The sequence below is a fragment of the Synechococcus sp. R65.1 genome, assembly GCF_047461755.1.
Classification (GTDB): domain Bacteria; phylum Cyanobacteriota; class Cyanobacteriia; order Thermostichales; family Thermostichaceae; genus Thermostichus.
In genome coordinates this window covers 33,743-52,541 of the sequence record NZ_JANSHU010000010.1, presented here as the reverse complement: position 1 = coordinate 52,541, position 18,799 = coordinate 33,743, and the positions used below count along the sequence as shown (strand labels likewise).

Below are 18,799 nucleotides of genomic sequence, written 5' to 3'. Positions count from 1 at the left end.
AGGCCTAGCTGACGGCTACGGCCGCAGGCGGCTCCTGGCGGGGCTGAGAGCCAATCTTGCGGAAGACCAGCCGCTCGTTGGCCACATCCACCAAGATGCGGTCGCCAGGCAGGAACTCGTTTTCCAGCAGCTTGGTGGCGATGGGGTTTTCGATCTCCCGCTGAATCACCCGCTTCAGGGGACGGGCCCCGAACACTGGGTCGTAGCCCATCTCTGCCAGGTAGTCCTTGGCTTCTTCGGTGAGCAGGATCTCGATTTGCTGATCTGCCAGCAACTGCTCCACCCGCCGCATCTGCAGACTGACGATCTGGCGGATTTGCTCTCGGGTGAGGGCGTGGAAGATGATGATCTCGTCCACGCGGTTGAGGAACTCCGGCCGGAAGTGCTGCCGCAACAGAGTCAGCACCTGGCTTTTCATCTCCTCGTAGCGGCTTTCGTCGCCCCCGATTTCTAGGATGAGCTCGCTACCGATGTTACTGGTCATGATGATGATGGTGTTTTTGAAGTCCACCGTCCTGCCCTGGGAGTCGGTGATGCGGCCATCGTCAAGTACCTGCAGCAGGATGTTGAAAACATCGGGATGGGCTTTTTCCACCTCGTCAAAGAGCACCACCGAGTAGGGGCGGCGCCGCACCGCTTCGGAAAGCTGCCCGCCTTCTTCGTAGCCCACGTAGCCCGGCGGAGCGCCGATAAGGCGGGAGACCGAGTGTTTCTCCATATACTCCGACATGTCGAGGCGCACCATTGCCTCGGAGCTGTCGAAGAGGAACTCCGCCAAGGCGCGGGCTAGCTCGGTTTTGCCGACGCCAGTGGGGCCCATGAACAAGAACGAGCCAATGGGCCGATTGGGATCCTTGAGGCCGGCTCGGGCCCGCCGGATGGCTGCCGCTACTGCCGCTACCGCCTCGTCTTGGCCCACCACCCGCTGGTGCAAATGGGCTTCTAGGCGCAGCAGCTTTTGCTTTTCCGACTCCATTAGGCTAGTGACCGGGATCCCGGTCCAGCGGGAAACAATCTCGGCAATGTCTTCGGGCGTCACCTGTTCCCGCAGCAAGGGCTCGCCGTTGGCCTGCAGCTTGGCCAGGTAGGCCTCCTGTTCTTGGATTTGGCGCTCCAGCTCCATCAGCTTGCCGTATTTGAGCTCGGCAGCCCGATTGAGGTCGTACTTCTGCTCGGCTTGCTCAATCTGCAGCTTGACGGCGTCCCGCTCGGCCTTGAGGTTTTGCAGGCGCTCGATGGCCTCTTTTTCCATTTGCCAACGGGCGCTCAGCTCCCGCTGCCGCTCCATCAAGTTGGCTAGCTCCTGCTCAATTTTGCCCAGGCGCTCTTTGGAGGCGGGGTCGTCTTCTTTCTTGAGGGAGAGCTCCTCCATCTGCAGTTGCATGATGCGCCGGTCGATTTCATCCAATTCGACGGGCTTGGAGGTGATCTCCATCTTCAGCTTGGCCGCCGCTTCGTCCACCAGGTCGATGGCCTTGTCGGGCAGGAAGCGCTCGGAGATGTAGCGGTTGGAGAGAACCGCCGCTGCCACCAGGGCCGAATCGCTGATTTTCACTCCGTGGTGCAGCTCGTAGCGCTCCTTGAGGCCGCGCAGGATGGAGATGGTGTCTTCCACGGAGGGCTGATCCACATACACCGGCTGGAAGCGGCGCTCCAGGGCAGCGTCTTTTTCAATGTACTTGCGGTACTCATCCAGGGTGGTGGCGCCAATGCAGCGCAATTCACCGCGGGCCAGCATGGGCTTGAGCAGGTTGCCAGCATCCATCGCCCCTTCGGCCGCCCCTGCCCCCACCACGGTGTGCAGCTCGTCGATGAAGAGGATGATCTGCCCTTCCGATTCGGTGACCTCCTTGAGCACGGCTTTGAGGCGGTCTTCAAACTCGCCGCGGTACTTGGCGCCGGCAATCAGGGATCCCATATCCAGGGCGATCACCCGCCGGTTTTTCAGCGACTCCGGCACGTCTCCCCGGTTGATGCGCTGGGCCAGGCCCTCGACGATGGCGGTTTTCCCCACACCCGGCTCGCCGATGAGGACGGGGTTGTTTTTGGTGCGGCGGGAGAGCACCTGAATGACGCGGCGGATCTCGTCGTCCCGCCCAATCACCGGATCCAGCTTCCCTTCGCGAGCGGCTTTAGTAAGGTCGCGGCCATAGCGCTCCAGGGCTTCGTAGCGGGCCTCCGGGTTTTTGTCGGTAACCCGCTGCTTGCCTCGCACCTGCTGAATGACGGGTTTAAGGCGCTCGACCGTCAGACCCAGGGGAGCTAGAACCCGCTTGCCCACCCGCTCGTCGTCTAGGGCTCCTAGGAGCAGGTGCTCCACCGAGATGAAATCATCGCCATACTCTTTGCGAAACTCCTCGGCCCGATCCAGGGTGGTCTCCAGGCCGCGGCCCAGGTAGAGCTGATCCACCCGCGCCAATTTTGGCTGCTGGTTGATGAAAGCCTCGACGCGATCCCGCACCCGCCTTGGCTCAATGCCAGCCCGCTGCAGAATTATTGGGGTAAGGCCGCCCTCTTGGTCCAAAAGCGAGATAAGCAGGTGCTCGGTTTCCAACTGCTGCTGTTGGTGGCGTCGGGCTACATCCTGGGATTGAACCAGGGCGCTCCAGGCTTTCTCGGTAAATTGGTTGGGATTGGTGGGCTGCATAGGAGTTCGCAAGGTGTTCTCTCAATCCAGATATCGCCCATTGGGCCAAAGCTGGAGTTCGTAACAACCGTCCCTCGGGGGAGGGATCCCCGCCTCATTCCTCCTCTTCGCAGGGCCGTCCCTCGCCAATCACCGCCAGGTCAATCTGTTGGCGGTAGTAATCCACGTTCTTGACCTGCACCTCCACCCGGTCCCCAAGGCGGAACTGGCGCCGGGTTTTTCGCCCCACCAGGGCTTGTTTGCGGTATTCGTACCAATCGTTTTTCAAGGTGCTCACCCGCACCAGCCCTTCTGCCAAAATGGGGTCTACTAGCACGAAAAAGCCGTAGCTCTGGACGCTGACGATCAGGCCGGGGAACGTCTCCCCGAGGTGTTTTTGCATAAACTCGCACCGCTTCAAGCCCATCAGCTCCCGCTCTGCCTGTTGGTGGAGCTGATACCCCGCCTGGATTTTGGGCAGTTGCGCTTGGAGAAAGGCCTGCCACTCCTCCTGCACTTTTGGCGGCAGCACCTGCCAATCAAGTTGGTCGTAGCCGCTGGGGCTGTGCAGATCCACCACGGTTTTGGAGCGAGGGCTACGCCGATTGCGCCCTTTGCTTAGAGCCAGACCCAGAGCCCGCAAGTTGAGCAAATCGGCATAGCGGCGCAAAGGGGCAGTAAAAGAGGCATAGGGCTCTTTGAGACCCAGGCCAAAATGTCCATCCTGCAGAGGCTGCAGGCAATACTCGACGGGGGGCAGAGTAGCCAACAGCTGGGCCACCAAGGCTGGGCTAGTCCCTGCGGCCAACACATCGGGGGCAGTGATGCGGGCACAGATCCGCTGCCAATCGGCCAGCGTTACCGTCTCCGGCTCCTGCAAGTTCAGATCCAGCTTCATGGCGTTGGCCAGGCGCAGGAAGTTCTGCAGGGCCTCGGCGGTGGGGGGCTTCTGCACCCGGGCCAAAGAGGGGATCCCCAGCCGGCGCAGGTGGTGGCCCAGAACTTGGTTGGCCAGCAGAAGCATTTCGGTCATCAGGGCGTGGGCGCCAAGGCGATCGCTAATCAGCAGGGGCCCGTAGCCGCTCTCGTCGGCAGAGTAGGGGGTGAGCAAGTCCAAAAGCGGCAGGTCGAACCCACCAGCTTGGTGGCGCTTGACCCGTAGGATTTGGCTAAGACGAAGCAGGTTTTGCAGCAGGGCCATCAATTCTGGCACCTCCTCCTCGGGGCCAAGATCCGCAGCAGTGGCCAAAAGCGCCTGCACCTGGCCGTAGGAGAGGTGGGCCCGTGACCGCACCAGGCTGGGGTGGATCTCGAAGTTCCGCACCACCCCCTCGGCGTCAAGGGTGATTAGCAGCGAATAGGCCAGGCGCTCCTGCTGCGGCAAGAGAGCCAGGCGGCTATGCACTTCCGGCGGGAAAAGGGGCAGCACCACGCTATCCAGGTAAACCGTGGCGGTGCGCCGCTGCGCCTCCTGCTCCAGCGGGTGATCCGGATCCAGCCAGTGGGCCACGTCGGCAATGTGCACCCCTAGCAGCCAGTGGCCTTCTTCTTGCCGCTGGAGGGAGACGGCCACATTGGGCTCGAGGCCGTGGGGGTGCTGCAAGTCCAGCGGTTCTAGGGTGATGCAAAACCAATCCCGTAGATCCAGACGGCCCTTTTGGTCAGCGCGGCTTAGCTTTTTGGGCAAGGCTGCTGCCGCTTCCAACACCGCCGGGGGAAACTCCTGGGGCAGGTCGTACTTACAGCAGACCAGATCCACGTCGATAGAAGCCTCGGGACCATGGCCCAAAATCTTGCGGATGCTGCCCACCGGCGGCAGGTTGCCAAGGGGGTAGCGCTTCACCTCTACATAGGCCAGCCGACCCTCAGCCAGCTCAGAAACAGGCGCTGGGGAGAAGGGATCCGGCTCGCTCAAGACGAGCTCGAACAGCAGCCGGTCGTCCAGGGGCACTACCCGAAAGCCTTCCTCCGTCTGCTTGAGACGGCCCACCAGCGTAGGGTTGGCCCGCTCCACTACAGCCACCACCTCTCCCTCAGGGCTGCGGCGGCGATTGCCTTCTTTGGTAATCCGGGCTATCACTTGGTCGCCATTCCAAGCGCCATTGAGGTTGCTGCCGTGGATGTACACATCCTCTGCCCCCGGTTCATCCCGAACGGCAAAGCAAAAGCCCTTGTTGGAGCAGCGCAACCGCCCCACGACCAAGGATTCATCCGGCTTACGCCGGTAGCGAGGCGGATCCCCCGCTCGTTCAAGAAACCCCGCCCGCACTAGTCCATCGAGTGCAATGTCCAGCATTGCCACTGCTTCGGGGTCAGAAGTTGGCACAAGGGCTAGCAGCGTCTCTCTATCGCTCCATTGCTCGGCAGGTTGGGAGAGAAAATGATGAAAAATCCGAGAGAAGTCCATTGCAGGGAAGCAGAGAGGAGCAGAACCTGCAAACTCAACGCCTTGAAGCTAGTCGCGGTGGCCCGTGACGATGAACGCCACCCGCTGGCCAATGTTGGTGCTGTGGTCAGCTAGCCGCTCCAGGTAGCGAATAGCCAGCAACATCAATAGGATAGGCTCGATGGATCCCTTGACGTCAGACTGCTGCGCCAACGTATTGTAAAGGTTGGTGTAATCTTCATCAACGGCGTCGTCCTCCCGCTTGAGTTGTCGGCCCAGCTCGGCATCCAATTCCGTCAGGGCCGCAAGACTATGGCTGAGCATTTTCTGGCAGCGCCGCATCATCACGCGAATGCGCCCCAGCTGGGGCGGCGGGGGGTAGAGAGCCAGGCGCAAAGCCACCTCAGCCAAGTCTTTGGCGTAGTCGCCAATTCGCTCCAGATCCCGAACCAGCTGCATCAAGGTGCTGATCCAGCGCAGATCCCGCGCCACTGGCGAGCGCAAGGCGATGAGGTCAATACAGTCTTTCTCGATTTGACGATAGAAGCGGTCGATTTGCTTGTCTTGGTCGATGGCCTGTTCGGCGGCAGCTAGGTTCTGTTCAAAGAGAGCTTGCTGAGCCAAGACTAGCGATTTTTCCGCCAGCGCCCCCATGCGCAGCACATCCTGCTGAATCCGCTTGATCTGAAGTTGCAGCTCAGCTTGCTCCATGGCTTTCTCCCTGGGAATAGCTGCTGTCGTTTGCAGCTTCCAGAGCCTGTAAATTTCATTATTAATCATGGCAAACTTTTCTTGAGCAGTGGAAAACTGGCTCCCACTCTCCGCGCTGGAGGACAGGGATGAGCCGTCTCCCCATTGTCGTTTTGGACGATGACCCTACCGGATCCCAGACTGTCCATAGCTGCCTGCTGCTGACCCGCTGGGATCTGGAAACGCTCAAGTTGGGGTTGCAGGATAGCTCGCCAATTCGCTTTATCCTCACCAACACGCGATCCCTGCCAGCGGCGGAGGCTGCCGAGGTGACGCGGTCGGTCTGCCGGGCCCTGAAGCAGGCCATGGGAGAGCTGGGGTGGGAGCGGGCCCTTTTTATCAGCCGCTCCGACTCGACGCTGCGCGGGCACTATCCCTTGGAGACGGATGTGATGGCGGCGGAGCTGGGGCCTTTTGATGCCCACTTCCTGGTGCCAGCCTTTTTTGAAGGAGGACGCATCACCCGCAACAGTGTCCATTATCTACGGGTGGAGGGCCGCTGGGTGCCAGTCCATGAGACGGAGTTTGCCCGCGATGCGGTGTTTGGCTACCACCACAGCTATTTGCCCGAGTATGTGCAGGAAAAGACCCAGGGGCGGATCCGGGCCGAGCAGGTGGTGCGATTGACTCTAGAGCAGATTCGCGCTGGCTGTCTGGAGCAGCTTTTAGGCCTAGGGGGGAATGTCTGCTGTGTGGTGGATGGAGAAACCCAGGCAGATCTGGATCGTTTTGCCCAGGATGTCTGGGCGGCCATAGAGCAGGGGAAGCGCTTTTTGTTTCGCAGCGCCGCCAGCCTCTTGACGGCTTTGGCCCAGTTGCCGCCGCAGCCGGTTCCGCCAGAGGAGATGGGGCAGTTTGTCCGCTCTGACCGGCCAGGGGTGGTGATCGTGGGATCCCATGTCCAAAAGACCAGCCAGCAGTTGGCCCGCCTGCTCCAGGAGCCAGGGATCCAGGGCATCGAGGTGGAGGTAAGGCGGCTCTTGGAGCCGGGGAAGGAAGCCGAGCTGCTGCCGGCAATCCTGGAGCAAGTCCACCGCGCCTACGGGCAGGGCCTGACGCCGGTGGTCTACACCAGCCGGGAAGAAGTGGGGTTTGACGGCGCCAACCCGGAGGCACGGCTGGCCTTTGGGCAGAGAGTTTCCCGCCTGTTGATGGCCATTGTGCAGGGGCTGCCGGAAGGGATCGGCTATCTCATCAGCAAGGGCGGCATTACCTCCAACAACATCCTCAGCGTTGGCCTCAACCTGCCAGCGGTGCGGCTGCTGGGGCAGATCTACCCAGGGATCTCCATGGTGCTCACGCCAGCAGACCATCCCCGCTTTCCCAGCTTGCCGGTGGTGCTGTTTCCGGGCAACGTGGGCGAGGCGGATACGCTGGCTTTGATCTACCGTCGCCTCCGCAGCCGCGGCTTGGTCTAGCCTAGTCCTTCCCGCCATGGCTGAACTCGTCTCCCCACCTGAAACTCTGCCTGCCTTGGAGGCCTGGTGGGGATCTCTGCGGCAGAAACCAACGGTGCTGCCCCCGGCGGTGGTTCACTGCTGTTCTGAGAGCCTGGGCAGCCCCGATGCCGATGTGGTGATTGCCGGCGGCACCCTGGGGATTCTCTTGGGGGCGGCTTTGGCCCGGCGAGGCTGGCGGGTGATCCTGATCGAGCGCGGCATCTTGCGGGGGCGGGAGCAGGAGTGGAACACCTCGCGGCAGGAGCTGCAGGTGTTGTTAGAACTGGAGCTGCTCACCCCGACAGAGTGGGAGGCAATCCAGGTGACCCACTACCCCAGTGGGCGCATTGGCTTTGGGGAGGGCCCTACCTGGTGGGTGGAAGGGGTGCTCAATGTGGGCGTGGATCCAGTCAGCTTGCTGGAGTTCCTCAAGCAGCACTTCCTAGACTGGGGAGGGCAGTTGCAGGAGCAAACTGGCTTTCTTGGCGCCACAATCCACCCCGACGGGATCCGCATCCAGACCACCACCGGCCAGCTCAGCGCCCAGCTCCTGGTGGATGCCATGGGGCACCGCTCCCCCATCGTGGCCGAGGCTCGCCAAGGGCAGCCGCCGGACAGCGTCTGTCTGGTGGTGGGATCCTGTGCCCAGGGGCTGCCGGAGCAACCCACGGGGGATCTGTTCTACAGCTTTACCCCAGCCCAGAACGGCTACCAGCCCTTCTGGGAGGCCTTCCCCGCCCGCGATGGGCGCACCACCTATCTGTTTACCTACTGCGACCGGGATCCCCGCCGACCGAGTCTAGAGAGGCTCTGGCAGGACTACTGCCGGCTACTGCCTGCCTACCAGGGGGTTGAGCTGGAGCAAATCCGCTGGGTGCGCAAGCTGTGTGGCGTTTTCCCCGCCTACCGGCGCAGCCCCCTGCAACTGCCCTGGGATCGCCTCCTAGCAGTAGGAGACAGTAGCGGCAGCCAGTCGCCTTTGAGCTTTGGCGGCTTTGGGGCAATGTTGCGCCATCTGGATCGTCTGCAACAGGGAATCCACGAGGCTCTAGCCCAGCGGCAGTTGGATCGGGCGGCCCTGGCCCTGCTGCAGCCCTACCAGCCCAATTTGGCGGTAACCTGGCTGTTTCAGAAGGCAATGATCCCTCCTTTGGGAGAGGAAAACTGGGATCCCCATAGCATTAACCGCCTGTTGAGCAGGGTATTTGAAGCCATGGTTGCCGCCGGACCCCAGGTGGTGCAGCCCTTTTTGCAGGATGTGGTGCAGCTTGGCGGCTTGGCCCAGGCCCTGTGGGGAGTGATGAGGCGAGATCCGGCACTGGTGGCCGCGCTCCTGCCTCGGCTGGGGCTGCCGGAGCTGCTGGACTGGGCGGGGCACTTTGCCGCCCTTGGCCTCTACGAGCTCTTGCAAAGGCTAGCCGACCGCCTGGAAGTGGACCCACAAGACTACTTCTGGAAACGGCGGCGAGAGGCCTGGCGCTACGGCTGCGGTCGGGATTACCTGTTCTGGCCGTACACCACCACCCCATAGGGTGGCACTTCAACGGGATCCTCTTGGCTTTTTGCCGGCAGGGAGGATCCAGGGCCCAGCCACTGCGCCTCGTGGCTGTCCAAAAGCTTCTCCCAACTGCCGCCCCGCCAATCGGTGTAGGTGGCCGGCTGATCGGGGCTGAAATTGAAAAGGGCAAGCAAAGACTGGGATCCCTGGCGGCGGTGCAGGGCCAGGCCAGAGCCGGAAAACAGCTCCGCTTCCACCCCCTCCCGCTCTAGGTGCTGGAGGGCCGGTTGGGTTTTGCGCAGCCGGATCAGGGTCTGGTACCACTTCCAGAGAACCTGGTGGTGACCGGCCTCCTTCAACTCCCAGTTCAGCTTGGAGCGCAAGAAGGTCTCCTCTGCCTGGGGATCCGGGGGCTCGCCCTGCCAGGCAAAGGCGCTGAACTCGCGGCGGCGTCCCTGGCGCACCGCTTTCACCAGGTTGGGATCCCCGTGGCTGATGAAGTAGAGAAAGGGGGCCACCTCCCCATACTCTTCCCCCATAAACAGCAGCGGCAACATGGGAGCTAGCAGCAGGGCAGCGGCGGCCAACTTCAGGCCCGCAAAGGAGGTGAGCTGGCTGAGGCGCTCCCCCAACATGCGGTTGCCCACCTGGTCGTGGTTTTGAATGCAGATGACAAACTGGGATCCCGGCCTGCTGACGGCGGAATTGCCGTGGCGCCTGGCACGGTAGCGGGAGTACTGGCCGGAGTAGACGTAGCTCTCCCGGTAGGCCTTGGCCAGGTGCTCCAATTGGCCGAAGTCTTGGTAGTAGCCTGTCTTTTCCCCAGTAAGCAGGGTGTGAACCGAGTGATGAAAGTCGTCGCACCACTGGGCGTCTAGCCCGTAGCCCCCTTGCTTGCGGGGGGTGATGAGGCGGACGTCGTTGAGGTCGCTTTCAGCTACAAGCACCCTGGGCCAGCCCGTGCGCGCTTCTAGGGCATCCACCCGCTCCGCCAATTCCTGCAAAAAAGGGTAGGCGCTGAAGTCGTAGATGGCATGCACCGCGTCCAGCCGCAGGCCATCTAGGTGAAACTCCTCCAGCCAGTACTCGGCGTTTTGCAGGAAAAACTCCCGCACCCCGTCCGAATAGGGGCCGTCGAAGTTCATGGCCTTCCCCCACGGCGTACGGTACTTGTCGGCAAAGTAGGGGCCGAAATCCCCCAAGTAGTTCCCCTCCGGACCCAGGTGGTTGTAGACCACATCCAAGACGACAGCCAGGCCCTGCTGATGGCAGGCGTTCACCAACGCTTTCAGGCCCGCTGCTCCCCCATAGCTAGTCTGCACGGCATAGGGATAGACGCCGTCATAGCCCCAGTTGCGCTCCCCTGGAAACTGGGCTACCGGCATCAGCTCCAATACGTTGACCCCCAGCTCCACAAGTTGCGGCAGGCGAGGAATGATGGCGGCAAAAGTGCCCTCCGGGGTAAAGGTGCCCACGTGCAGCTCGTAGAGGATCCACTGGGAGAGAGGGATCCCCTTCCACCCCTGATCCTGCCAGTCAAAGTGGGGATCCACCACCCGCGAGGGGCCATGGACGCCGTAGGGCTGGCAGCGGGAAGCAGGATCTGGCCGCTCCACCACCCCCGCTGCGGTGTGCAGGCGGTAGAGGTAGTCCACCGGCCCAGGCGGGATCCCCTCCACCTCCCCCTGCCAGTAGCCCTGCTCATCTTGGGTCAGAGGGATGAGCCGTCGGACGGGGCTAGTCAGCTTTAGCTCGACTCGTTCAACCAAAGGCGCCCAAACCGAGAAGCGATAGCGGCCCTCGCCCAAGGGATAGGCGCCAATCCGTCCAACCGGGGAACGCGGAAGCACAAAACCTGTCTGCGCAACTCGGCTTCCACTATAGCGAGGCTTGCCCCCCGGCGGTTTTAGGCTTCTGCCATAGTGGAATTGGCCTCTTGCTCTCCGTCTCTATGCTCAACTACCCTCCTAGCCATCCGGATCCCACCGTTGTCGACGTCTACCATGGGCAAGCAGTGCCGGATCCCTACCGTTGGCTGGAGGATCTAGACTCTGAGCGGACGCGGGCCTGGATCGAGGCGCAAAACCAGCTTACCTTTGACTACTTGCAGCGGATCCCGGCGCGGCAGCGGCTCCTGGAGCGCCTAACCCAGCTCTGGAACTACGAAAAATACAGCCAGCCTTTCAAAGAAGGGGGCCGCTACTTCTACTTCAAAAACGACGGCCTGCAAAACCAGAGCGTTCTCTATACCCAAGCGAGCCTGGAGGCCGAGGCCCGGGTTTTGCTGGATCCCAACACCCTTTCCGAAGATGGCACCGTGGCCCTTTCGGGCATTGCCATCAGCCGCGATGGGCGCTACTTGGCCTATGGCCTCTCCCGCTCCGGCTCCGACTGGCAAGAGTGGAAGGTGCGCGATATTGAAACGGGAGAAGACCTGCCGGATCACTTGCGCTGGATTAAGTTCTCTGGGGCCAGCTGGACGCCGGACGGACAGGGGTTTTTCTACAGCCGCTACGACGAGCCGCCCCCTGGCAGGGAATACGAAAGCGCCAACTACTTCCAAAAGCTCTACTACCACCGCCTGGGCACTCCCCAGTCGGAAGACCTCTTAGTCTACCACCGCCCTGACCAAAAAGAGTGGGGCTTTGCCGGCGGGGTTACCGAAGATGGCAACTACCTCATCATCTCCGTCTGGCGGGGCACGGATCCCAAAAACCTCCTCTTCTACAAAGACCTGCGGGATCCCAACTCGCCAGTGGTGGAGCTTATCCGCGAGTTCGAGGCCGACTACAGCTTTGTCGGCAACGACGGCTCCCGCTTTTGGCTGCTCACCGACCTCGATGCCCCCCGGCGGCGACTGGTGGCCATTGATCTTGACAACCCAGGGCAGGTGCAAGAGGTGATCCCTGAAGCCGAGGAGACCCTGCAAGGGGTTAGCCTCATCAACAACCAGTTTGTTGCCTTCTACCTCAAAGACGCCCACACCCAGATCAAGACCTTTGCTCTAGACGGCACCTACCTGGGGGAAATTCCCTTGCCAGGGCTGGGATCCGCCAGCGGCTTTGGCGGCAAACGCTATGACACCGAAACCTTCTATACCTTCACCAGCTTCACCACCCCGCCCACCATCTACCGCTACGACTTCACCACTGGCAGGAGCACCCTATTCCGTCAACCGCAGGTGGACTTCGATCCCCAAGCCTATGAGGTGCAGCAGGTGTTCTACCCTAGCAAAGACGGCACCCGCATCCCCATGTTCCTCGTCCACCGCCGTGGCCTGGCTCGGACAGGGGATCACCCGACCCTGCTGTACGGCTACGGCGGCTTTGGCATCTCCCTGACTCCCAGCTTTTCGGTGGGCCTGGTGGCCTGGCTGGAGATGGGAGGGGTTTACGCCCAGCCCAATTTGCGCGGCGGCGGCGAATACGGGGAAGCCTGGCACCAGGCGGGCACCAAGCTCAACAAGCAAAAGGTGTTCGACGACTTCATCGCCGCGGCTGAGTGGCTAGTGGCCAATGGCTACACCAACCCCTCCAAGTTGGCCATCTCTGGTGGCAGCAACGGCGGCCTCTTGGTAGGGGCTTGCCTGACCCAAAGGCCGGATCTCTTTGCGGCAGCCCTGCCCGCCGTGGGGGTGTTCGACATGCTGCGCTTTCACAAGTTCACCATCGGCTGGGCCTGGATCTCGGAGTATGGATCCCCGGAGGACCCAGAGGAGTTCAAGGCCCTCTACGCCTATTCCCCCCTGCACAACCTCAAGCCCGGCACTGCCTATCCCGCCACCCTAATTACCACTGCGGATCACGACGACCGGGTGGTGCCAGCCCACAGCTTTAAGTTTGCCGCTGCCCTGCAAGCGGCCCAGGGGGGATCCCAGCCCATCCTCATTCGCATCGACACCAAAGCCGGCCACGGAGCCGGCAAGCCCACCACCAAGCTTATCGAAGAGACCGCCGACCGCTGGGCCTTTTTGGTGGAGGTGCTGGGGATCCAGACCGACTAGCGACTTCGCGCCGGCAAGGCCCGAGGGCCCAGGCCCACCCGACCAGCATAGACGGCTGCTTCCCCCAGCTCGTCTTCGATGCGCAGCAGTTGGTTGTACTTGGCAATGCGCTCGCTGCGACAAAGGGATCCGGTTTTGATCTGGCCGGCGCGGGTGGCCACCGCCAGGTCGGCAATGGTGGTGTCTTCCGTCTCGCCGGAGCGGTGGCTGATGATGGTGCGAAAGCCCGCCTGAGCGGCCAGTTGAAGGGTCGAGACCGTTTCTGTCAGCGTGCCAATCTGGTTGAGCTTGATCAAAATGGCGTTGGCCACACCGCTGTCGATGCCTTTCTGCAGCCGAGCTGGGTTGGTAACAAACAGGTCGTCCCCTACCAGTTGCACGCGAGATCCCAGTTGAGCAGTCATGGCCTGCCAGCCAGCCCAATCTTCTTCGGCCAGACCATCTTCAATGGAAAGGATGGGATAGTTGGCTAGCAGTTGCTCGTAGTAATTGACCATCTGCTCGGCGCTGCGGGCTTTGCCCTCAAAGTGGTACTGCCCATCCTCCAGCAGTTCATTGGCCGCTACATCCAGGGCCAAGGCGACCTCTTCCCCTGGCTTGTAGCCCGCTCGTTCAATAGCGGTTATCAACAGATCCAAAGCGGCAGCGTTGGAGTCGAGGTTGGGGGCAAATCCCCCCTCATCTCCTACCCCCGTGGACAGCCCCTTCTGTTGCAGCACTTGCTTTAGCGCCGCAAACACCTCCGCCCCATAGCGCAGCGCCTCGCGAAAGCTGGGTGCCCCAATGGGCACGAGCATGAACTCTTGAATATCGAGGTTGTTGTCGGCGTGGGCGCCGCCGTTGAGCACATTCATGAGCGGCACTGGCAGCAGGTTGGCAAAGGGTCCGCCCAGGTACCTGTACAAAGGCAGGCCCACCGCATTGGCAGCCGCCTTAGCCGTGGCCAAAGAGACCGCCAAGATGGCGTTGGCTCCCAGTTGCGACTTGTTGGGGGTGCCATCCAGATCGATCATCAACTGGTCGATGCGGGCTTGGTTGAGGGCATCTTCTCCCCGCAGCTCCGACTGGATGGGGCCAAGAATGTTTTCCACCGCCCTCAACACGCCCTTGCCGCTGTAGCGCCTGGGATCCCCATCCCGCAGCTCGTGAGCCTCAAAAGTGCCAGTCGAAGCGCCACTGGGCACCTGGGCCAAGCCGGTTGCTCCATTGGCCAGGCCCACCAGAGCTTCTAAGGTCGGTTGTCCCCGCGAGTCGAGGATCTCATGGGCGGTAATCCACTCGATGGCCGTTTCCACAGTTGCACCTCAGCAATTGGCTAGACAGTTCTGGCCAAAGCCCAATTGCCAATAGACTAGTGGATTTTCGCCCCCGGATCCCTTTGGCTTCCGGAAAACTTTAATGGGCACAGGCGGCACAGTTGCTTTCGGTCTGAGCTAGGAACAGGCAGGGAGTAGCTGAGAACATAAAGCCCTATCTCCGTCCACAGCTTCAGATACCTCGACATCTCCTCCGACTCCTTTGCCCTCGACTTGGCCAACTTTGGCTTGATTGTAATCCAGCTATTGCGACTCAATCTTAAGAAGGGAGAGATTTTTATCACCGGCTGCCACCGGATCGCCCGGCTCGTCCCTCTGCGGGCCAGCTTCCATCTGCAGCTTCCCCAGGTGGGGCTATGGGCGGATACAAGTCCGACTCTTAACAAAACTTAACTCTAAAGACATTGATATTTGTTTGCAAGAAGCGTAGAGTAGGTCACAGCTCGCTGTTGAGATTTACTCTCAACAGTTGGTTACGTGTCTCGAAAGGATGTGTCCGTGCGGCCAGAGGCGGGCCTGGGGCAAGGTCTCTGGCCTTTTCCTAGAAAAGCTTGTTTAGAAACGCAAGAGGAGCGGAGATGACAGCGACGACACTCAAGCAAGAAGGGGGATCTAGCTCGCAACAACAGATCCCGTGGTGGGCGGGCAACGCCCGTTTGACCGATCTTTCTGGCCGGCTGCTGGGGGCGCATGTGGCCCATGCCGGGCTGATCGTTCTCTGGGCAGGGGCGATGACCCTGATCGAGTTGGCCAAGTTTGACCCCAGCCGACCGATGTATGAGCAGGGGCTGATTCTCTTGCCCCACCTGGCCAGCTTGGGGCTGGGGGTGGGATCCGGCGGGGAAGTCCTGGATACGGATATCTACTTTGCGGTGGGAGCGATCCACCTCATCAGCTCTGCCTTTTTGGGGTTTGGCGGCATTTTTCATGCCCTGCGCGGGCCGGCGGTGCTGGATCCCAAAGCCTTTCCCCTGTTTAGCTACGACTGGCAAGACAAAAACAAGATGACCACCATCCTAGGGATCCACCTGGTGCTGCTGGGATTGGGAGCCTGGCTTTTGGTGCTCAAGGCAGTGGTGTTTGGCGGCTTGTTCGACCCGGTGGCAGGAGAGGTGCGCCTGGTGTCTCCCAACTGGAACCCCTTTGGCCACCTGTTGGGCATAGAAGGGCGCCACTGGATCGCCGGGGTGGACACTTTAGAAGACGTGGTGGGCGGCCACCTCTGGCTGGGCTTGCTCCTGGTGGCAGGTGGGGTTTGGCATATCGCGACCAAGCCTTTTGCCTGGGCAGAACGGATTTTTATCTGGTCTGGGGAAGCTTATCTTTCCTACAGCTTGGGAGCTTTGGCCTTGATGGGATTTATTGCCGCCTATTTCGTTGCCGTTAACCCAGTGGTCTATCCCGAAGTTTTCTATGGGCCGCTGCTGCAGGTGGGCTTGGATCGCTATCCCTTCTTTGAGCAAGGGGGAGCTCTCACATCTAGGGTTTGGCTGGCCAATGCCCATTTTTGGCTGGCCTTTTTCTTCCTTCAGGGCCACCTGTTCCATGCCCTGAAAGCGCGAGGGTTCAATTTCCGTACCGGCAGAGTAGAACTTGCAGCGCAGCAGGCCTAACGGCAATCTAGCCATCTGATTTTGAGCTTTGCACTTGCAGTTTCGAGGTAGGAGCAATGGCAAAAGTAGGTCTATTTTTCGGCACTCAAACCGGAAATACCGAGAGAGCCGCTGAGATGATCCAAAAAGAGCTGGGCGAAGACAATGTAGATTTGATCAACATTGCCGAGGCCACGGTTGAGGACTTTGATAGGTACGACTACTTAATCATCGGCTGTCCAACTTGGAATATCGGGGAGCTGCAGGCCGATTGGAATGGGTTTTTCCCCTATTTGGATGAAATCGATTTTTCCGGTAAGACGGTAGCCTATTTTGGAGTTGGGGATCAGTTGGGCTATCCCGACAACTTTCAAGATGCCATGGGGATCCTGGCCCAAAAAATTGCCGAGCGCGGCGGAAAAAACGTCGGCTCCTGGCCTACAGAAGGCTACGAGTTCAATGAGTCCAAGGGAGTGGTTAACGGCGAGTTTGTCGGCCTTGCTCTGGATGAAGACAATCAGCCGGAGCTGACGGAAAAACGAATTAAAGAGTGGACGGCCAAACTCAAAACACTCTTCAATCTGTAATCTCAAACTCGGCTTCTTAGCTTGTTGTGGATACTGTGGGAGTTTGTCATGACTGGCGCAGTTCTATCTTCATCGCCTACCTCTGCTGAGGGATCCCCTCAGGTGAGCTGGCTGGCGGGCAATGCTCGCTTGGTAAATCTGTCCGGAAAGCTGCTGGGGGCCCACGTGGCCCATGCGGGGTTGATCATGCTGTGGGCCGGCGGCATGACTTTGTTTGAGGTGGCCCACTGGGATCCGGCTCAGCCCATGGGCAGCCAGGGGCTGATCTTGCTGCCCCATTTGGCCACGTTGGGCATCGGCGTGAATGCAGAGGGGGTGGCCACGGATCCCTATCCCTTTTTTGTGGTGGGCGTTCTGCACCTGATTGCCTCGGCGGTGCTGGGGGCAGGAGGGATCTTCCACGCCCTTTTGGGGCCGGAGGTGCTGGCCAAGGGAGAAACCTTTGCCGAGTTTTTCGGCTACGACTGGGAAGACGACGACAAGATGACCACCATCCTGGGGATCCACCTGCTGCTGCTGGGGCTGGGGGCCTGGTTGCTGGTGGCCAAAGCGCTCTTCTGGGGAGGGCTGTACGATGCTCAACTGGGCCGCGTGCGCGTAGTTACGGATCCCACCCTCAATCCGCTGCGGATCTTTGCCTACCTGACGCCGCTCATGGGCCAGCAGGGCATGGCCGCCGTGAACAATCTGGAAGATCTGGTGGGAGGGCACATCTATGTCGGCCTGCTCTGTGTGCTGGGGGGATGGTGGCACATAGCCACACGGCCCTTTGCCTGGGCCAAGCAGGTGCTGATCTACTCGGGCGAAGCCTACCTCTCCTACAGCCTGGGGGCCCTGGCCTACATGGGCATCTTGGCGGCCTATTTTGTCAGCGTCAACGAGATCGCCTATCCGGTGGCTTTCTACGGGCCGCTGGGGCTGGCTGCCGACGAGATGGGTGTGGTGAGCAGCCGCACCTGGTTGGCCACAGCCCACTTTGTCTTGGGGATCCTGTTTTTGGCGGGGCACATCTGGCATGCCATCCGGGCGCGGGCGGCAGCCAGCGGCTTTGACTTCCAGCACGGGGGCTGGGTGCGAGCCACAGATCCGCAGGTGGGCAACTTGGACACGCCGGTAAACCGGGGCGATCTCACCCTGCTGCTGCTGCAAAACCTGCCCATCTACCGGGAGGGCCTCTCTCCTTTTTTGCGCGGCTTGGAGATCGGCATGGCTCATGGGTACTTCCTGGTGGGGCCGTTTTACAAGTTGAGTCCGCTGCGGAATTCGGAGCAGGCCCTGACGGCAGGGACGCTGGCGACCATCGGCCTGGTGCTGATCCTGACGGTTTGTCTCTCCATTTACGGACGGGTGTCCTTTCCTCGCTCGCGGCTGGTGGCAGTGGTCAATACCCCCTACGGCGAGGTGGCCTATCCGACGCCGGGCGTGCAACTGATGGCCGAATCGCAGGGATCCCCTCAGCCGGTGCGCGTGCCGGCAGGCTCTGAGGATTTGCCGGAAAACTTGCGCACCCGCGCCGGTTGGAGCCAGTTGGCCGGAGGGTTTCTGGTGGGCGGCGTTGGCGGTGCCCTGTTTGCCTACATGCTCCTGGGCAGCGGCGATGTGGTAGCCCAGATTTTGCCGGGGCTGTAAAGGAGGGTTGAGGCTTCTCAAAGCAGGGAGGGGAGATCCTCATCCCCTCCTCTCTGTCGAGATCTGGCTCTACCTTTTGCCTGCCGGCTTCTGGATCCGATAACCCTTTTTTGTGAAGCTTTTGTCAGCCAGCAACTTTAATCTTTCGACCGTCGAAATGGGATGGCTAAAATGAGCTTAGGTTCCGCTTCTGCGCCTTCTTTTGAAGCACTTTATTTGGGCGTTTCTCCCAGTCTAAAGCTTTTCGATCGGCCTCTGTTGGGATCCCTGGGAAAATGTTTCCGTGTAGCCTACTGGGAGTATCACCAAACCCAGGATGAGCCCTGTAGTTTGGAGACAGTCGTGACGCTGCTATACGAATACCTAAAAGCTTGGGATCGACCGGTACATCTCATCGGCCACGGCTTGAGCGGGGTGGTTGCCTATCTTTTTGCCTACTATTACCCCCAGCGGATACGGTCTCTAACCCTGCTGGCTGTAGGCAGTCAGCCTGCCGCCACCTGGCATGCCCATTTCTACGTGCAACGAAAAATGTTTTGCTGTAGCCGAGAACAGCTCCTGGTGCGTATAGCTCAGAGCCTTCTGCCAGCTTCAGAACAGTGGCGAGCGCGCTCACTCTCCCGCGCCCTGGCTAAAGATTTAGACACTTCCCCCATACCTCATTCCCTATTTCAGGTGGTAGCGATTCCAGCCCAGAAAGTGCCGGTGCCGATGTTGGTTTGCGCCAGCGAGGATGATCCCATTGTGGATCCTGCTTCGCTGGAGCAGTGGGGAAACTACTTAAAGCCAGGGGATCAAATGTGGTTTTGTCCTGGGGGGCGACACTTTTTTCACTATTCTTTTCCAAGTTTGGTCAATCTGAAAATCATGGATTTTTGGCAGGAATTGCGTAAATTTCAGCCCAGCATGGCCTAAGGCGGCTGGAGTTTTGCGGGATGATGGGCATGGCCGCTCATCCCAACAGGAGAGGGGC

The 18,799-nt window shown here is 60.5% G+C and carries 12 protein-coding genes; 7 read left to right on the top strand and 5 right to left on the bottom strand.

What is annotated here, in order from left to right:
• Nucleotides 1-4: 4 nt before the first annotated feature.
• The 3 genes from clpB to phoU form a co-directional block, all read right to left on the bottom strand.
• On the bottom strand, nucleotides 5-2,647 hold the full coding sequence (gene clpB, locus NW814_RS06250) for an ATP-dependent chaperone ClpB (RefSeq protein ID WP_414405612.1): 2,643 nt from the start codon (nucleotides 2,645-2,647) through the stop codon (nucleotides 5-7).
• A 94-nt stretch (nucleotides 2,648-2,741) separates the two neighbouring features.
• Nucleotides 2,742-4,922 (bottom strand): ribonuclease R family protein, encoded by a 2,181-nt coding sequence (locus NW814_RS06245; RefSeq protein WP_414405611.1) that lies wholly within the window; start codon nucleotides 4,920-4,922, stop codon nucleotides 2,742-2,744.
• Between the two features lie 159 nt (nucleotides 4,923-5,081).
• Nucleotides 5,082-5,723 carry a phosphate signaling complex protein PhoU gene (phoU, locus tag NW814_RS06240; protein ID WP_414394749.1) on the bottom strand — a complete coding sequence of 214 codons (642 nt, stop codon included), beginning with the start codon at nucleotides 5,721-5,723 and terminating at the stop codon, nucleotides 5,082-5,084.
• Between the two features lie 128 nt (nucleotides 5,724-5,851).
• On the opposite strand from phoU, the gene NW814_RS06235 reads away from it, so the two are divergent.
• Together NW814_RS06235 and NW814_RS06230 are read left to right on the top strand one after the other, a co-directional pair.
• A complete protein-coding gene (locus tag NW814_RS06235) occupies nucleotides 5,852-7,180 on the top strand; it encodes a four-carbon acid sugar kinase family protein (RefSeq protein WP_414405610.1) in 1,329 nt (442 codons plus the stop codon).
• Between the two features lie 16 nt (nucleotides 7,181-7,196).
• A complete protein-coding gene (locus NW814_RS06230) occupies nucleotides 7,197-8,732 on the top strand; it encodes an FAD-binding oxidoreductase (RefSeq protein ID WP_414405609.1) in 1,536 nt (511 codons plus the stop codon).
• Here the strand turns inward: NW814_RS06230 and treZ are convergent.
• The gene (gene treZ / locus NW814_RS06225; RefSeq protein WP_414405608.1) at nucleotides 8,699-10,549 is read right to left on the bottom strand and encodes a malto-oligosyltrehalose trehalohydrolase; all 1,851 of its coding nucleotides are present in this window, start codon (nucleotides 10,547-10,549) and stop codon (nucleotides 8,699-8,701) included. The two genes, NW814_RS06230 and treZ, sit on opposite strands and share 34 nt — an antisense overlap.
• A gap of 86 nt (nucleotides 10,550-10,635) precedes the next feature.
• Between treZ and NW814_RS06220 the strand changes: the two genes are divergently transcribed.
• On the top strand, nucleotides 10,636-12,702 hold the full coding sequence (locus tag NW814_RS06220; protein WP_414405607.1) for a prolyl oligopeptidase family serine peptidase: 2,067 nt from the start codon (nucleotides 10,636-10,638) through the stop codon (nucleotides 12,700-12,702).
• Here the strand turns inward: NW814_RS06220 and eno are convergent.
• Nucleotides 12,699-13,997 carry a phosphopyruvate hydratase gene (gene eno, locus NW814_RS06215; protein WP_414394758.1) on the bottom strand — a complete coding sequence of 433 codons (1,299 nt, stop codon included), beginning with the start codon at nucleotides 13,995-13,997 and terminating at the stop codon, nucleotides 12,699-12,701. The genes NW814_RS06220 and eno overlap by 4 nt on opposite strands.
• A 599-nt stretch (nucleotides 13,998-14,596) precedes the next feature.
• Between eno and NW814_RS06210 the strand changes: the two genes are divergently transcribed.
• The 4 genes from NW814_RS06210 (at nucleotide 14,597) to NW814_RS06195 (ending at nucleotide 18,741) form a co-directional block, all read left to right on the top strand.
• Nucleotides 14,597-15,631, top strand: coding sequence for a chlorophyll a/b binding light-harvesting protein (locus NW814_RS06210; RefSeq protein WP_011431394.1), 1,035 nt, complete (start codon nucleotides 14,597-14,599; stop codon nucleotides 15,629-15,631).
• Between the two features lie 56 nt (nucleotides 15,632-15,687).
• A complete protein-coding gene (gene fldA, locus NW814_RS06205) occupies nucleotides 15,688-16,197 on the top strand; it encodes a flavodoxin FldA (protein WP_414358087.1) in 510 nt (169 codons plus the stop codon).
• Between the two features lie 48 nt (nucleotides 16,198-16,245).
• Entirely contained in the window at nucleotides 16,246-17,826 is a 1,581-nt protein-coding gene (locus NW814_RS06200; RefSeq protein WP_011431392.1) for a chlorophyll a/b binding light-harvesting protein, read from the top strand.
• Between the two features lie 216 nt (nucleotides 17,827-18,042).
• A complete protein-coding gene (locus tag NW814_RS06195) occupies nucleotides 18,043-18,741 on the top strand; it encodes an alpha/beta fold hydrolase (RefSeq protein ID WP_414405606.1) in 699 nt (232 codons plus the stop codon).
• Nucleotides 18,742-18,799 lie beyond the last annotated feature (58 nt).

What these genes read in the sequence shown, in the direction of transcription:
- NW814_RS06230 (WP_414405609.1), top strand. Translation starts at nt 7,197, where the DNA reads ATGGCTGAACTCGTCTCCCCACCTGAAACTCTGCCTGCCTTGGAGGCC.
- NW814_RS06200 (WP_011431392.1), top strand. Translation starts at nt 16,246, where the DNA reads ATGACTGGCGCAGTTCTATCTTCATCGCCTACCTCTGCTGAGGGATCC.
- NW814_RS06210 (WP_011431394.1), top strand. Translation starts at nt 14,597, where the DNA reads ATGACAGCGACGACACTCAAGCAAGAAGGGGGATCTAGCTCGCAACAA.
- phoU (WP_414394749.1), bottom strand. Translation starts at nt 5,723, where the DNA reads ATGGAGCAAGCTGAGCTGCAACTTCAGATCAAGCGGATTCAGCAGGAT.
- fldA (WP_414358087.1), top strand. Translation starts at nt 15,688, where the DNA reads ATGGCAAAAGTAGGTCTATTTTTCGGCACTCAAACCGGAAATACCGAG.
- NW814_RS06245 (WP_414405611.1), bottom strand. Translation starts at nt 4,922, where the DNA reads ATGCTGGACATTGCACTCGATGGACTAGTGCGGGCGGGGTTTCTTGAA.
- clpB (WP_414405612.1), bottom strand. Translation starts at nt 2,647, where the DNA reads ATGCAGCCCACCAATCCCAACCAATTTACCGAGAAAGCCTGGAGCGCC.
- NW814_RS06235 (WP_414405610.1), top strand. Translation starts at nt 5,852, where the DNA reads ATGAGCCGTCTCCCCATTGTCGTTTTGGACGATGACCCTACCGGATCC.